This is a genomic window from Luteibacter sp. P1_D3 (genome assembly GCF_056406135.1).
In genome coordinates, this window is sequence record NZ_JBFUAT010000002.1 from 66,826 (window position 1) to 81,654 (window position 14,829).

Consider the following 14,829-nt stretch of genomic DNA (forward strand, 5'->3'; position numbering starts at 1 on the left):
CCCCGATAGAGGGCGGCTACGGATAGGGAACGGCGCACCCGTCCAGATGGAGTCGTGCTTAATGCCCAAGGGCCCGTGAAGGCCCTGTGACGGGTCCTTACGGTGCCGACGGCGTCATCGAGTAAGGCAGTGACGCCGGGGTCTGACCCCAGTCCTTCGCCGGCGTGGCCTGCATGGTGAAGTGCAGTTCGCCACCGGCCACGATTTCCTCGTGACGCACGAACGTACGGCCCAGCGGTTGCCCGTTGAGCGTCACCTTGCCGACGTACGGATGCTTGGCATCGAGATGATCGGCCGAGACCACGAAGTGCTTGCCACCCGGCAGGTTGAGCGTGGCCTTCTCGATGAAGGGGCGCCCGATCACGTACTGGTTGCTGCCCGGTGCGACCGGATAGAAGCCCAACGCCGTGAAGATGTACCAGGCCGACATCTGGCCCAGGTCGTCATTGCCGACCAGGCCGGTCGGTGTCGGCGTGTACTGCGTCTGCATGATCTGCACGAGGCGTTCCTGGGTCTTCCAGGGCTGGCCCGCGTAGTCGTACAGGTAGGCCACCTGGTGGCTCGGCTCGTTGCCGTGCGCGTACCAGCCGATCAGGCCGGTGATGTCCTCGACGTGCGCGAAGGACTTCGGATCGACCTTGGCGTCGAACACCGAATCCAGCTTCTTGACGAAGGCGTCCTTGCCGCCGAGCGCATCGATCAGGCCCGCCACGTCCTGCGGCACGTACCAGGAATACTGCCAGGCGTTGCCTTCGGTGTAATCGCTGCCGTAGCCCGCCGACGAAGGGTCGAACGGCTCGCGGTAGTTACCGTCGCTCTTGCGCGCACGAAGGAAGCCGGTCTTCGTGTCGAAGCTGTTCTTCCAGTTACCCGCCCGCTTGGTGAACGTGGCGGCGACGTCGTCCTTGCCCATGGCCTTGGCCATCTGCGCCAGCGACCAGTCGTCGAACGCATACTCGACCGTCTTCGAAGCCGCTTCCGGCTGGCGATCGATCGGCACGTAGCCGAGCTTCATGTAGTCGTCGATGCCGCCGTAAGGGCCATAGGTGGCACTGGCCACCATCGCCTCGAGCGCCGCATTGGCGTCGTAACCGCGAATGCCCTTCATATAGGCATCGGCGATCACCGGCACGGCGTGGTAGCCGATCATGCACCACGTCTCCATGCCCTGATAGGCCCATATCGGCAGGATGCCGAAGGGGCTGGACTGGCGCGCGGCGATCAGCGAGCTGACGAAATCGTTGCTCTTGGCCGGCTGCAGCAGGGTCATCAGCGGCTGCTGCGCGCGATAGACATCCCACAGCGACCAGGTGGAGTAGAAATCGAAGCCCTTCGCGGTATGCACCTGGTTGTCCGGACCGCGGTATTCACCGTTGACGTCCATGGACAGGCTGGGCGAGATCATCGCGTGGTACAGCGAGGTGTAGAAGGTCTTGCGGGTGTCGGCCGGCGCCACGAGGTCCACCGTCGACAACGCCTTCTCCCAGCTCTGCCGGGCTTCCGCACGGCGGGCGTCGAAGTCGAAGCCCGCGCCGTCCTTGTCGAGGTTGGCGATGGCGTTGTCTTCGCTCACCGAGGAGACCGCGACCTTGACGATCAGCGGTTTGCTCAGGTCGCCGAAATCGAACACGCCCTCGAGCGCGCGGCCGGTCATGGCGTCGACGTCCTCGGCGCGATTGCCCGGACCGCTGAAACCCTTGTACGGCACGCCGGTCTCGCGGTTCTTCAGGCTGCGCGAGGCCAGCGGCTGGTTGAAGCGCATGGCGAAATACAGCTGGCGGCCCGGTGCCCAGCCACGCGTGGTGCGACCGCCGGTGACCGTGCCGTCGGCATGAACGCGCAGGCTCGACCAGAGCACCTTGCCGTCGTAGTCGTAGATGCTGGGACGCAGGTCGAGCAGCAGATGGGCCGGCTTGCCCTTGGGGAAGGTGTAACGGTGCCAGCCGACGCGCTGGCCGGCAGTCAGTTCCGCGCGGACGTCGTAGTCGGCCAGCGTGACGGCGTAGTACCCTGCCTCAGCTTTCTCGCTCTTGTGGTCGAACCGCGAGCGATAACCGCTACCGGGCTGGTCGGGGGAGCCGGGGTCCAGCTTCACGTCGCCGGCGATGGGCATGACGAGTACGTCGCCCAGGTCGGAATGGCCGCTGCCGGAGAAGTGCGTATGCGAAAAACCGAGAATGCTCGAGTCGCCGTACTGGTAGCCGGCGGCCCACTTGTATGCGTGCTTCACGTCGGGCATCGCCGTGTCCGGCGAGAGCTGGATCATGCCGAACGGCACCGTGGCACCCGGGAACGTGTGGCCATCCCCTCCCGTGCCGATCATCGGATCGACAGCCGCATAAGCGGACGAGCCGCTCTTGTCACTGGAGGCTGCGGCGGCAAGCGCCGGCAGGGCAAGGCAGAGGGCGGCAGCCAGCAGGCCACGGCGCAAACGGATGGTGCTCGACATCGGTGGTTCCCCTCGGGTGGACGCGTTTCGAGTGGTCACGAACATTTGGATCGTGACAAACAGACCAAAAGTAGCAAAGATGCCGCAGCCTCGCATGTTGCAGTGCGTGATGCATCCCTTTCGCCGCCGAGCGATGATCGCCCGGTTTAGATCGTTTGAAGGAGTCATGATGCCGAGGATCACCCCGCAGCGCCGCAAGGTCACACTCGCCGATATCGCCCTGGGTTGCGATGTATCGCGGGCGACCGTGTCGCTGGTGCTGCGTGGCAGCCCCCTGGTCAATTCGGCCACCCGCGCGCGGGTCGAGGCCGAGCTGAAGCGCCAGGGCTATGTCTACAACCGGGCCGCAGCCAACCTGCGCCGGCGTACCTCCTCGAGCATCGGCCTGGTCGTCAACGACCTGGGCAACCCCTTCTTCGCCGAATTCGCCGCCGGGGCCGACGAGGCCCTGGCCAGCGCGGGCTACGTGACCTTGCTCGGCAACACGGGCGAATCGCCGGAGCGCCAACAGGCGGTGCTCAACTCCCTGGTGGAGCACGGCCCGGCGGGCATCATCCTGTCGCCGGCTGAGGGCAGCGAGGGCGAACGTGTCCTGGCCGCCGTCGGCATGCATACGCCCCTGCTCGTCTTCAACCGCGAACTGCCCGACGACGAGGGCACCCATCGCTGGGACACCCTGGAGATGGACAACGAGCACGGCGCCCGCCTTGCTACGGAACATCTCATCGGCCTGGGCCATCAGCGGATCGCCTTCTTCGGCGGTCATCGCGAGTCGAGCTCGGTGGAGCAGCGTCGTCGCGGCTACGCCAGCGCCATGAGCGCGGCCGGCCTGAAGGTCGATCCCGCATGGATGATCGAAAGTGCACCCACCCGCCTCGAAGCCGCACGCCAGACCGGCGCGCTGTTTGCGCGCGATCCCGCGCCGACCGCGGCGGTTTGCTACAACGACGCCGTCGCACTGGGGCTTATGCTTGGCCTGACCAAGCGAGGCCGTCGCCCGGGCGAGGACTTCGCCCTGACCGGCTTCGATGATGTCGCCGAGGCCTCGGTGTGCGTGCCTCCCCTGACCACCGTCGCGGTCGACCCGCGCGGCCTGGGTCGGCGCAGCGCCGAGCTCATCCTAGAAAGACTTCGTAATCCCGAGACGGACACGGCTTCCACTATCGCGCCCGTCCGGCTGGTCGTCCGCGAAAGCAGCTGCCCGCCGTCTTCTCCCTGAACCCACCACTGGAGCGCCCCATGGCTACCGCTTCCACGCCATTGCCCAACTCGTCGAATTCGACGGGCGCCGGCGACACCCGCTACACCTATTTCCCGCTCGCGCTTGGCGTGATGACCACGATCTTCTTCATGTGGGGGTTCCTGACCTGCCTGAATGACATCCTGATCCCGCACCTGAAGGCCGTGTTCGAACTGAACTACGCCCAGGCGCTCCTGATCCAGTTCACGTTCTTCGGCGCGTACTTCATCATGTCGCTGCCAGCGGGCAGGATCGTCGCTGCCCTCGGCTACAAGAAGAGCATCGTCCTCGGCCTGATCGTCGCCGGCATCGGCGCGGCCATGTTCTGGCCCGCCGCCGGCATGCGCCTCTACCCGTTCTTCCTCGGTGCGCTGTTCATCCTCGCCACGGGCATCACGGTGCTGCAGGTGGCTGCCAACGCGTACGTCGCCCTGCTCGGCCCTGAGAAGACCAGCTCCAGCCGCCTCACCCTGGCGCAGGCGCTGAATTCATTCGGCACCTTCCTGGCCCCGTTCTTCGGCGGTTTCCTGATCCTGTCCAACGCGGTCAAGAGCAGCGCGGACATCGCCAAGCTCTCGGCAGCGGAGCAGGTCACCTACCGCGCCCAGGAAGCATCCACGGTGCAGGGTCCGTACATCGGCCTGGCCATCGTGCTGGTGCTGCTGGCGGTCGGCGTGTACCTGTTCAAGCTGCCGGCACTCGAAGAGACCACCGAAAAGGCCGACGACAGCCACCACTCGCTGATGGACGCCCTGAAGACCCCGCACGTGTTCTTCGGCGTGCTCGGCATCTTCTTCTACGTCGGCGGCGAAGTGTCGATCGGCAGCTTCATGATCAACTACCTGCAGTTGCCCGAGATCGGCAACATGTCGGGTGAGATCGCCGCCAGCCACGTGGCGTTCTATTGGGGTGGCGCGATGGTCGGCCGCTTCATCGGCTCGGCCCTGCTGGCCCGCTTCTCGCCGCGCAAGCTGCTCACCGCTTTCGCCGTGATCAACATGCTGCTGGTCATCACGACGATGGTCACGACGGGCACGGTCGCCGTCTACAGCATCGTGGTCATCGGCCTGTTCAACTCGATCATGTTCCCGACGATCTTCTCGCTCGGCATCGAGCGCATGGGTCCGCTGACCGGCAAGGCCTCGAGCCTGCTGATCATGGCCATCGTCGGTGGCGCGCTGATTCCGTGGTTCCAGGGCATCGTTGCCGATCACATCGGCCTGCAGCACGCCTTCTTCATCCCGCTCATCTGCTACGCCTACATCGTGTTCTACGGCCTCAGTGGTTCCAAGGTCCGTTCGGTGCCTGTCGCGCGTTAAGCCCCATGGCGACGGCCGGCCTCGTGCCGGCCGTCGCGTAGTACTTTCTTGCCCCAAGGACAGGCCGCAGCATGTCTTCCATCCTCTGCTTCGGCGAGGCGCTGATCGATTTCCACGCACAGCCCCAGGGCGGCGCCGGTCAGCCTCCCGCTTTCGTTCCCTTTGCCGGCGGTGCGCCGGCCAATGTCGCGGTCGCCGCGGCACGCCTCGGCGCCCACGCCCGCTTTGCCGGCATGCTCGCACGCGACATGTTTGGCGATTTTCTTTTCAAGAGCCTGACCGAGCTTGGCGTCGGTACGGACGACATCGCGCGTACCGATGAAGCACGCACCGCCCTGGCCTTCGTCGCCCATGACGACAAGGGCGATCGCAGCTTCAGTTTCTATCGTCCGCCTGCCGCGGACCTGCTGTTCCGCCCCGAGCATTTCCGCAAGGAATCGTTCGAGGATCTGTCGATCTTCCACGTCTGCTCCAACTCGCTCACCGAAGCGGCGATCGCCGCGACGACGGTCGAGGGCATGCGCCGTGCACGTGCGGCTGGTGCGCTGGTCAGCTTCGACATGAACCTGCGCCCTGCCCTGTGGCCAGCCAGCGAGGCACCGCTGCCCCGGTTGTGGGAAGCGCTGTCCGAAGCAGACGTGATCAAGCTGAGCGCCGAAGAGTTCGCCTTCATCCACGCCGGTGCCGGCTCGGACGACGCCGTGCTCGAACGCCTCTGGCGCGGTAAGGCCCGCCTGCTGCTGGTCACCGACGGCGCGGAACCGATGCAGTGGTTCTCCCGCTCGGCGCGCGCCACCGTGAAGGGCTATGCGGTGGAAGCCGTGGACACTACCGCTGCGGGCGACGCCTTCGTCGGTGGATTGCTGGCCCGCCTCGCCGCGGAAGATGTCACGCCCGCGACCTTCGACGCGCTGGTTGCCGACACGGACCGCCTCGACGATCTGATCCGCTTCGCCGCAGCCTGTGGTGCGATCACCGCCACCCGCAAGGGCTCGTTTACTGCCATTCCCGACCAGGCCGAAGTCAGGGCCTTCATGGAGAAGCACGCATGACGAACTACCCCCTCCCCGATTTTCACAACGTGGATGTACTGCGCGACCACGTCGCCAAGACCATGGCTTTCTACAAGCCGAACGAGGTCGACACGGCCGGCGGTTTCTTCCAGTACTTCAAGGACGACGGCTCGGTTTTCGACCGCAGCCACCGGCACCTGGTGTCGAGCACGCGCTTCGTCTTCAACCACGCCATGGCTTACCTTGAATTCAAGAAGCCGGAAGACAAAGACCTTGCGATGCATGGTCTGACATACCTGCGCAACGTGCACCTGAATCCCGAGACCGGCGGCTACGCCTGGACGATCGCCGACGGCAAGCGCGACGACCAGATGAACCACTGCTACGGTCTCGCGTTCATGCTGCTGGCCTATTCGTGCGGCGTGAAGGTCGGCTTCGACGAAGCGAAAGCCTGGCAGGGTGAGATCTGGGACCTGCTCGAGAAGCGTTACTGGGAGCCGGACTACGGCCTGTACCGCGACGAGGCCGACAAGGACTGGAACTTCACCGGTTACCGCGGCCAGAACGCGAACATGCACATGACCGAGGCAATGATCGCCGCGTGGGAAGCCACGAAGGACGACCGCTACCTCGATCGCGCCCTGCTGCTGGCCGAGAACATGACCCAGCGCCAGGCCGGCCTGACGCCGCAGAAGCTGGTGTGGGAGCACTACCACAGCGACTGGACGATCGACTGGGAATACAACCTCGATAATCCCAAGCACCTGTTCCGCCCATGGGGCTTCCAACCCGGTCACCAGACCGAATGGGCGAAGCTGCTGATGATGCTCGATCGCTACACCAAGGGCACGCCGAAGCATAAGAGCTGGCTGGTACCGACCGCGAAGCACCTGTTCGACGAGGCGCTCGACAAGGCCTGGGACACCGAATACGGCGGCATCGCCTACGGCTTCTCGCCCGAAGGCGACGTCTGCGACGACGACAAGTACTTCTGGGTGCAGGCCGAATCGCTCGGTGCGGCCCAGCTGCTATTCGAGACGACGGGCGAAGCGAAATACGACGAAGCCTACGAAAAGATCTGGGCCTACAGCTGGGAGCATTTCGTCGACCACACGTACGGTGCGTGGTATCGCATCCTCAATCGCAAGAACGAGAAGTACGACGACGAGAAGAGCCCTGCTGGCAAGACCGACTATCACACGATGGGCGCCTGCTACGAAATCATGGCCTCGCTCCGCCGCATGCAGTCGAAATAATCGTAATGCCATGCATCGGTGCGAGCGGCTACTGCCCTCGCACCGATGTCACGGCAACGCCTGCTTCAACGACGCGATGCCTTCCCACGGATCCGTCTCGCTCGACCTGGCCCGCTTCAGGGCCTTCGACATGTCGAAGGCACCCCCGCCCTTCAGCCGGGCGATCTCGTCCCAGCGCAACGGCATCGCCACCGGGGCCCCCGGACGCGCACGCAACGACCATCCCGTGACACTCGTGGCGCCGCGCGTATTGCGCAGCCAGTCGATGAAGATCAGTCCCTCGCGCTTGGTCTTGCTCGCTTCGGCGATGTAGCTCTGCGGACTGTCGGCGACCATCGCGTCCGCGATGCCTTCGCAGAAGGCTTTGACTTTGCCCCATGCCGGACCACGCCGGAAGGGCGCGACCACGTGCAGGCCTTTGCCACCCGAGGTGCGGACGAAGCTTTCCAGGCCCTGGCCCTGGAGTCGCTCGCGGATCTCGCGTGCGCAGGTCACGATGGCTTTCCAGTTGACGCCCTCAGACGGATCGATGTCGAAGATGAGTCGATCGGGTTGATCGGGCTTGTCCACGCGGGCGCCCCAGGGATGGAACTCGAGCGTGTTCATCTGGACGAGCTCAAGCACGCCTTCGACATCGTCGACATACAGATACTCCGCGTCGCCGCCGTCCTTCTCTTTCAGTGCTACCGCCTTGACGTGCCTGCCGAGCGCACTGGCATGGTGCTTCTGGAAGAAACAGGCTCCGCTGGTGCCCCGAGGGCAGCGGACGACCGATAGCGGTCGGCCGCGAAGCTCGGGCAGCATGTGCGGTGCCACCGCTTCGTAGTAGGTGGCGACATCGCCCTTGGTCGGACCGCCCTCGTCGAACACCTCCCGATCCGGGTGGGTGATGGCGACGCCGTCAACGATCAGCGGCTCCATGGCGTCAGCCCGCCTTTCGACGCGTGGCTGGCGTTTTCCGCGCGGCCGTCTTGGCGGGGGCGCCCTTCTTCTTTGTCGTGCTCTTGGCCGTCGCGACCTTGGCAGTCGCCGCCTTCGCCGGCGCTTTCCTGCCGGCCGCTTTCTTTGCAGGCGCCGACTTTGCTGCCTTCTTCGTCGCCTCGATCGTCTTCTTCGCCGGCGTACGGGTCTTCGCGCCCAGGCTTTTTTTCAGCAAGGCCATGAAGTCGACGACATTGGTCGTCGCGTTTTCGGGCGTGCGGTCGTCCTCTTCGATGGTCGCCGTGACGCCCTTGCTCTTGAGCCGCTTCTCGATGACCGCGCGCAACTTGTCGCGGAAGTCGTCGCGATAGTCGCCGGGCTTCCAGTCGCTCGACATGGAGTCGATGAGGTCCCTGGCCATGTCGATCTCGCGGGGCGAAATGCGGTAGTCGGTCGTGGACTTCCCCGGTAGCTCGAAATCGTCAGCGTCGACGATTTCCGACTCGTAACGCAGGATGTTGAGGACCAACGCCTCGCCCTGGGGGAGGACGGCGGCGAGGTATTCCTTGGTGCGGATGACCACGCGCGCGATGCCGATCTTGTTGGTCTTCTTCAGCGTTTCGCGCAAAAGCACGTACCCCTTCTCGGCCTTCTTCGCAGGGAGGAGGATGTAGGGCTTTTCGAAGTAGGCCGGCGCGATCTGGCCGGCGTCGACGAACGTGTCGATCTCGACGGTCTCGTGGGCATCGCTGGCGGCGTTCTTGATGTCCTCTTCTTCGAGGACGACGTAGCTACCCTTCTGATACTCGAAGGCCTTGACGATGTCCTTCCAGGGCACCTCTTCGCCGGTGTCGGCATTGACCCGCTCGTAGCGCACGGGCGTATTGCTACGCTGGTCGAGCATGCGGAAATGGATGTCGCTACGGCGCTCGCCGGACATCAGCCGGATGGGCACGTTGAGCAGACCGAACGACAGGGTACCGGTCCAGATGGGACGGGCCATGGGGCGATCCTCGAGCCTCGGGGAGGTCGAGGATCGCCCGGCCGGCGTGCAGGGGACGCCAAGGCGCCCCGATCCCTACTTGTTGCCTTCCACCACCGGCAGCTGGATCGCACTGGCCGTACCCGGCGCATGCCACACCTGCTGGGTCGCCTTCTGGTAGTCCGACGGCTTCGCAAAGAAGATGTTCGGCACGTAGGTCTGTGGGTTGCGGTCGTAGAGCGGGAACCACGACGACTGCACCTGCACCATGACGCGGTGGCCGGGCAGGAAGGTGTGGTCGACCGTCGGCAGGCCGAACGTGTACTCCAGCGGGGTATTCGGGGTGATCGCCTTCGGATCCGAGAAACTCTCGCGGTAGCGGCCACGGAAGATGTCCATCGAGATGGCCAGTTCATAACCGCCCATGGCGGGCGCCGTCGTGTCGGTCTCCGGCGCGACGTCGATCAGTTTGACCACCCAGTCGCTGTCCGTCCCGCTGGTCGAGGCGTACAGGTTCACCTGCGGCGCGCCGGCCACGCGCAGCGGGGCGGTGAGCGGCTGGGTCACGTAGGTGAGGACATCGGGACGTCCGTCCACGAAGCGCTGGTCCTGGACCAGCCAGGTCGTCCACGAGGTGCGATCGGTGAAGCGAACCGGGCGGGGTACATAGGGCACCGGCTTCGCCGGATCGGACACGTACTCGTCGAACTTCGGCGCGGACGCGTCCGGCGCGGTGAACGACAGGCCGCCGTTGGCCGTGAGATAGAGGGGCTTCGTGCCTTTCGCCTGCGGCCACGAGGTGAAACGATCCCAATGGTTCTCACCTGTGTTGTAGATGAGAACCGGTGGGGTTTTCGCCTTCGGCGCGCCGTCGACAAGGTACTGGTTGAAGAAGGGGAGCAGCACGTCGCGACGGAACTGCAGGGCGGTGTCGCCGTCCCAGTTCAGCGCGCCCAGGGAGGACGCGCTGTAGTTGACCTGGCTATGCCGCCATGGACCCATGACGAGGTAGTTCTTGTCATTGCCTTTGTCCTTCGGCTCCACGGCTTCGTAGCTATGGATCGCGCCCCACATGTCCTCCTGGTCCCACAGGCCCTGCAGCCACATGGTGGGCACCTTGAGAGGCTGCTTCGCCATCTCCTTGTCGAGTGCCTGGCCCTGCCAGTAGGCGTCGTAGGAGGGATGCTCGCTGAGCTTGCGCCAGTACGGAAGCTGGTCCAGCCCCGCCGCCTTCGCGTAGTCGCCTGCCGAGCCCGCGGCGAGGAAATTCGTGTAATCGTCGTAGCCGGCCCGGGTGATTTCCGCGCCCTTGCCGCGCTTGGCGTTCTGTCCCGCGATGTAGTCGAAATTCGTCTGGCGGAAGGCACCGTAGTGGAACCAGTCGTCACCCATCCAGCCGTCGACCATCGGGCTTTCCGGCGCGGCGACCTTCAACGCCGGGTGCGGATTGATCAGGGCCATCACCACGGTGAAGCCCTCGTACGACGAGCCGATCATGCCGACCTTGCCGTTGGACTCTGGCAGGTTCTTCGTCAGCCAGTCGATCGTGTCGTAGGCGTCGGTGGAATGGTCGACCTCGGACGCGTTGAGCGGTCCGCGCAGCGGGCGGGTCATCACGTAGTCGCCTTCCGAACCGTACTTGCCCCGGATGTCCTGGAACACGCGGATGTAGCCGGCATCGACGAACACCTCGTCGCCCTGGGGAAGCAGGTCGCGCATGGTCGTCGCCCCGGCGCGCTCGGCGCGGCCGTCGGCGTTGTAAGGGGTGCGGGTCAGCAGGATCGGCGCGTGCTTCGCGTTCTTTGGAATCACGATGACGGTATGCAGCTTGACCCCATCGCGCATGGGAATCTCGACGACGCGCTTGACGTAGTCGTTGGCAGCGGTAGGGGCATCGAACCGGGCCGGAATGTCCGGCGTCATCGGCGCGGTCTGCGCCGCGGCGAGTCCGGTGGCGACGGCCAGTGACAGGGCGAGCATGGGAAGCAACGAGCGATGCGACATGGGCATTCCTATGGCATGGGGACGAAACCCTTCTAGCCTGCCGTATCGCGCGCCCGGAGGCCATGGCCTCCTGCCCTACCCGCCGCGCAGGCAATAAAAAACCCGCCGCCCCCGAGGGAGCGGCGGGTTCGGTGTTGCGTACTACTTACTGACCAGCAGCGGTCGAAGCAGCGGCCGGAGCGGCCGTACCGGCAGCAGCCGGAGCGGTCGTGGCAGCAGCCGGAGCAGCGTCAGCCGGAGCAGCCGCCGGAGCGGTTGCAGCAGCGGCCGGAGCCGTGGCGGCGGCGGCCGGAGCGGCCGGGGTCGCGTCTTCGCTCTTGTTGCAAGCGGAGAGCATGGCGGCAGCGACGAAGGCAAGGGCAGTGATCGAAGCAATCTTCATAGGTTTGGCTCCTCAGTTGTTATGTATAGGCGCAAGCGCGACGGCGGATACCCACCGGTTGGCGGGCCCTCCACGGCTTTCGCCGCGCGTGCAGATGATAAATGGTTTCATCCCTGGCGTGCCCGTGCGAAGACAGACGCGACAAGATTGCAACGATCATGATGAAGCGTAGATGTCTGGTGAAGCAAGCGTGACGTAATCGCACGCTTTTTTCAGAATAATCGCCTTCCGCCTCCATAAGCCAGCCCCTAGCCTTGTCAGCCAGAAATTGCGATTCGGACGCTCGGTTCGGTCGCCTGACCAGGAGAAGGTGTGTGGCTAAGGAAAAAACGTTTAAAACCCGATATCTGGCGGCAGTTATCGCCGCATTTGCGCAGCCCGCCGTGGGCACCGAAGGACCACCCTGGGTTGTCGACGGGACGGATTTTGATATTCCCGCAGGATCCTGGGAGACCGTTCTACCGAGCGTTCCCGCTGTCTGGGTCAAGAATGGCGGGGCGGCGACCGGTACGGATATCACCCTGAAGACGTCCGGAGAGAACGCGCATGCCATTCGAACCGAAGGCACCGGGAGTCTGCTCACCCTGACTGGCGGGGAGCTGCGTACGACGGGCAATGGCTCTTACGGTGCACTGATCGGTGGGTCGACACCGAGCAAGCTCACCAATGTGACCATTGGTACCGAGGGGGGAAGCGCTCATGGCGTTCGATTCGACGGCGCCAACGTGCAGGGCGAGTTCGTCGGGGGCAGTATCGCCACCACGGGCTACGGGGCCATCGGCATCCTCGCCGAGGGCGGCGCTCAGTTCTCTGTCGGGTCCACCCGGATTTCCACGCGTAACACCGGCGCCCATGGCCTGGCGGCACACGGTCAAGCGGCTGCGCTGCGGGCACAGAAGGCTTCGATCGAAACCCAGGGCAGCGGCGCCAACGGCGTGCTCGTCTCAAGGACGGTGACAGCCGTCCTTACTGACACGTCGATCACGACCTCTGGCGACGGCGCCAGCGCGCTGCACGCCGGCGACGGAGCTGGCCTCATTACGGTGACAGGTGGCCGCTGGCAGACCACGGGACGCCAGGCGGCCGGCATCGCAGGAGCGAATCTCGGCCTGGCGACAGTCAACGGAACCGAAATCGACACCGCCGGTTTCAATGCCGCGGGCATCGACAGTCGCGCGGGGTCGATCAATCTGACCGATGTAACGATCACCACTCGTGGCAACCAGTCCTTCGGCATCGTGGCGATGGGCGGGGACTTCACGGGGCGCGTGCCAAACGTCGATGCCACACGGACGCACATCACGACCGCAGGCCGGACCGCGAACGGCGCCGATGCGAGGACGGGCGGCCGCATCACGCTCAACGACACCGACATCCTCACCAGCGGGATGTACGCCAACGGCCTGAGCGCGTGGAAGGCGTCGATCGTGGCCAACCGCACCCACGTCAAGACCACCGGCGTCGCCGCGTACGGCGCCGACGTGAGCGAAGGCGGGTCGTTGACGGTGCAGGGTGGCTCGATCGAGAGCCAGCAGGCTGCCGCGCTTCGCCTGCACAACCCTGCCAAGGTCCGCATCAGTGGTGGCGCCGTCCTGGGTGGCGCAGCCTTCGTGGACGTGTATCCGACGTCGACGACGCCCTTCACTATCATGCTGGACGGCAAGAGCCAGGCCGTCGGCGACATCCGTCTTGCGGACGAGACGGGCACACCCACGCCGGATGCCACGAAGGCCTCGCTGACGATCCGTAGCGGCGCCATGTGGCTGGGCGGCACCAACATCGTTCGCGACCTCACGCTCGAGGACGCCGGCCACTGGGCGGTCGGGCGCGACAGCCGGGTCGGCCGTCTCGACAGTGACCACGGCGTGGTGACGTTCGCCTCAGCGCCCGGCACCTTTGCCACGCTGACCGTTGCGGGTGACTACGAGGGCAACCAGGCCCTGTTCCGCATGCGCAGCCGCCTCGGCGACGACACATCGCCCTCCGACCTGTTACACATCATGGGCAGCACCGCCGGAAGCAGCTTCATCGCCGTAGATGCGCTCAACGGTGTCGGCGACTACACGAAAGACGGCATCCGGCTGGTACAGGTCGACGGTAGCTCGAACGGTCGCTTCGAACTCGCTGGCCGTGTCGTCGCCGGTGCGCACGAATACTTCCTGCATCAAGGTGCGCTCAGCGCGGCGAATGACGGCCACTGGTATCTGCGTTCGTCGCTGGAACCCGAGACCGTCGATCCGGCCGTGATCGATCCCCCGGTCACACCCGAGACACCCGACCCCGAGGTCGATCCGGATCCCGTCGTGCTCCCGCGCGTGTTGCGTCCCGAAGTCGGCACCTACCGGGCGAACCAGATGGTTGCCCTCGAGATGTTCCAGGGCGGCCCGGGCGCTGGCGAGGACGATGAGCGCGATGGTGCTCATCACACCGTATGGGCCCGTTTCGACCGCCGCCACACGTCGTTCGATATCGGCAACCAACTGACCACGACCGCGTCGGCCAACGAACTCACGTTCGGCGCCGACCTGTTCCGCGACGCGGACAACGAGGCGCACGTCGGCGTCATGGCGGCTGTCGGCCAGGCCGACACGCGCGGCACCTCCCTCCTCACCCACTACGCCGCCAAGGGGCGGGTCCGTGGTGCCGCTGGCGGGATCTACGGCGGGTTTCGTGGCGACGACGGCACCTACATCCGCGGCTGGACCCAGTACGCCCACGTCAATCAGCGAGTGGAAGGCGATGCCCTCGCCGCCGAGCGCTACGGCAGCGGCATGCTCACGGCGAGCCTGGAGGCGGGGCACCGCTGGCGCCAGGCGGTGACCCGCGACACCGACACGTACATCGAACCGCAGGCGCAGATCCTCAGCACGCGGCTCCGCGGTGGCGCCCACCGCGAAGCCAATGGCACGCGCGTCGCGCCGCTGCATGGCAGTGGCATCACCGCGCGACTCGGTGTGCGAACGGCCGCACGCTGGAACACGCCGAACGGTCACGTCGCGTCACCCTACTTCGCGGCGAACTGGATCCGACGTCTCGGCCGTCTCGATGCCACGCAATTCGGCAACGAGGCGTTCAACGCCGGCGTCCCGCGCAACAGCTACGGGCTGAAGCTGGGTGTCGCCTTCATGCGCAGCAGCGGCTGGCGTGTATGGACGGACGTGGAAACCCGCTTCGGTGCCCATCGGTACCGCCGCGTGACCGGATCCATCGGTATCCGCAAGGCCTGGTGACGGCAAGGAGCCCGGGGTGCGGCGTCAGTAAGC

General features: G+C 65.3%; 10 protein-coding genes. 5 read left to right on the forward strand and 5 right to left on the reverse strand.

The window, feature by feature from the left end:
• Positions 1-97 precede the first annotated feature (97 nt).
• Positions 98-2,449, reverse strand: coding sequence for a GH92 family glycosyl hydrolase (locus AC1DYM_RS02390; protein WP_477335597.1), 2,352 nt, complete (start codon positions 2,447-2,449; stop codon positions 98-100).
• 169 nt (positions 2,450-2,618) lie between these two features.
• Here AC1DYM_RS02390 and AC1DYM_RS02395 point away from each other — a divergent pair, with 169 nt between their 5' ends.
• The 4 genes from AC1DYM_RS02395 to AC1DYM_RS02410 all read left to right on the forward strand — a co-directional run bounded on the left by AC1DYM_RS02395 (position 2,619) and on the right by AC1DYM_RS02410 (position 7,277).
• Complete coding sequence (locus AC1DYM_RS02395; protein WP_477335599.1) at positions 2,619-3,668, forward strand: LacI family DNA-binding transcriptional regulator; 1,050 nt, start codon at positions 2,619-2,621, stop codon at positions 3,666-3,668.
• Positions 3,669-3,781: 113 nt separating this feature from the next.
• The gene (gene fucP / locus AC1DYM_RS02400) at positions 3,782-5,008 is read left to right on the forward strand and encodes an L-fucose:H+ symporter permease (protein WP_477335955.1); all 1,227 of its coding nucleotides are present in this window, start codon (positions 3,782-3,784) and stop codon (positions 5,006-5,008) included.
• Between the two features lie 71 nt (positions 5,009-5,079).
• Complete coding sequence (locus tag AC1DYM_RS02405; protein WP_477335601.1) at positions 5,080-6,060, forward strand: carbohydrate kinase family protein; 981 nt, start codon at positions 5,080-5,082, stop codon at positions 6,058-6,060.
• Positions 6,057-7,277, forward strand: a complete 1,221-nt coding sequence (locus AC1DYM_RS02410; RefSeq protein WP_477335603.1) for an AGE family epimerase/isomerase — start codon at positions 6,057-6,059, stop codon at positions 7,275-7,277. The genes AC1DYM_RS02405 and AC1DYM_RS02410 overlap by 4 nt, the downstream gene beginning before the upstream one ends.
• Before the next feature lie 48 nt (positions 7,278-7,325).
• On the opposite strand, the gene ligD is transcribed toward AC1DYM_RS02410, so the two are convergent.
• From ligD to AC1DYM_RS02430, 4 genes are all read right to left on the reverse strand, one after another.
• On the reverse strand, positions 7,326-8,198 hold the full coding sequence (gene ligD, locus AC1DYM_RS02415) for a non-homologous end-joining DNA ligase (protein WP_477335605.1): 873 nt from the start codon (positions 8,196-8,198) through the stop codon (positions 7,326-7,328).
• A gap of 4 nt (positions 8,199-8,202) precedes the next feature.
• Entirely contained in the window at positions 8,203-9,201 is a 999-nt protein-coding gene (ku, locus tag AC1DYM_RS02420) for a non-homologous end joining protein Ku (protein WP_477335607.1), read from the reverse strand.
• 75 nt (positions 9,202-9,276) lie between these two features.
• Positions 9,277-11,184 (reverse strand): CocE/NonD family hydrolase, encoded by a 1,908-nt coding sequence (locus tag AC1DYM_RS02425; RefSeq protein WP_477335609.1) that lies wholly within the window; start codon positions 11,182-11,184, stop codon positions 9,277-9,279.
• A 145-nt stretch (positions 11,185-11,329) separates the two neighbouring features.
• Positions 11,330-11,566 (reverse strand): hypothetical protein, encoded by a 237-nt coding sequence (locus AC1DYM_RS02430; protein WP_159894709.1) that lies wholly within the window; start codon positions 11,564-11,566, stop codon positions 11,330-11,332.
• A gap of 314 nt (positions 11,567-11,880) precedes the next feature.
• On the opposite strand from AC1DYM_RS02430, the gene AC1DYM_RS02435 reads away from it, so the two are divergent.
• On the forward strand, positions 11,881-14,796 hold the full coding sequence (locus AC1DYM_RS02435) for an autotransporter family protein (RefSeq protein ID WP_477335611.1): 2,916 nt from the start codon (positions 11,881-11,883) through the stop codon (positions 14,794-14,796).
• Positions 14,797-14,829 lie beyond the last annotated feature (33 nt).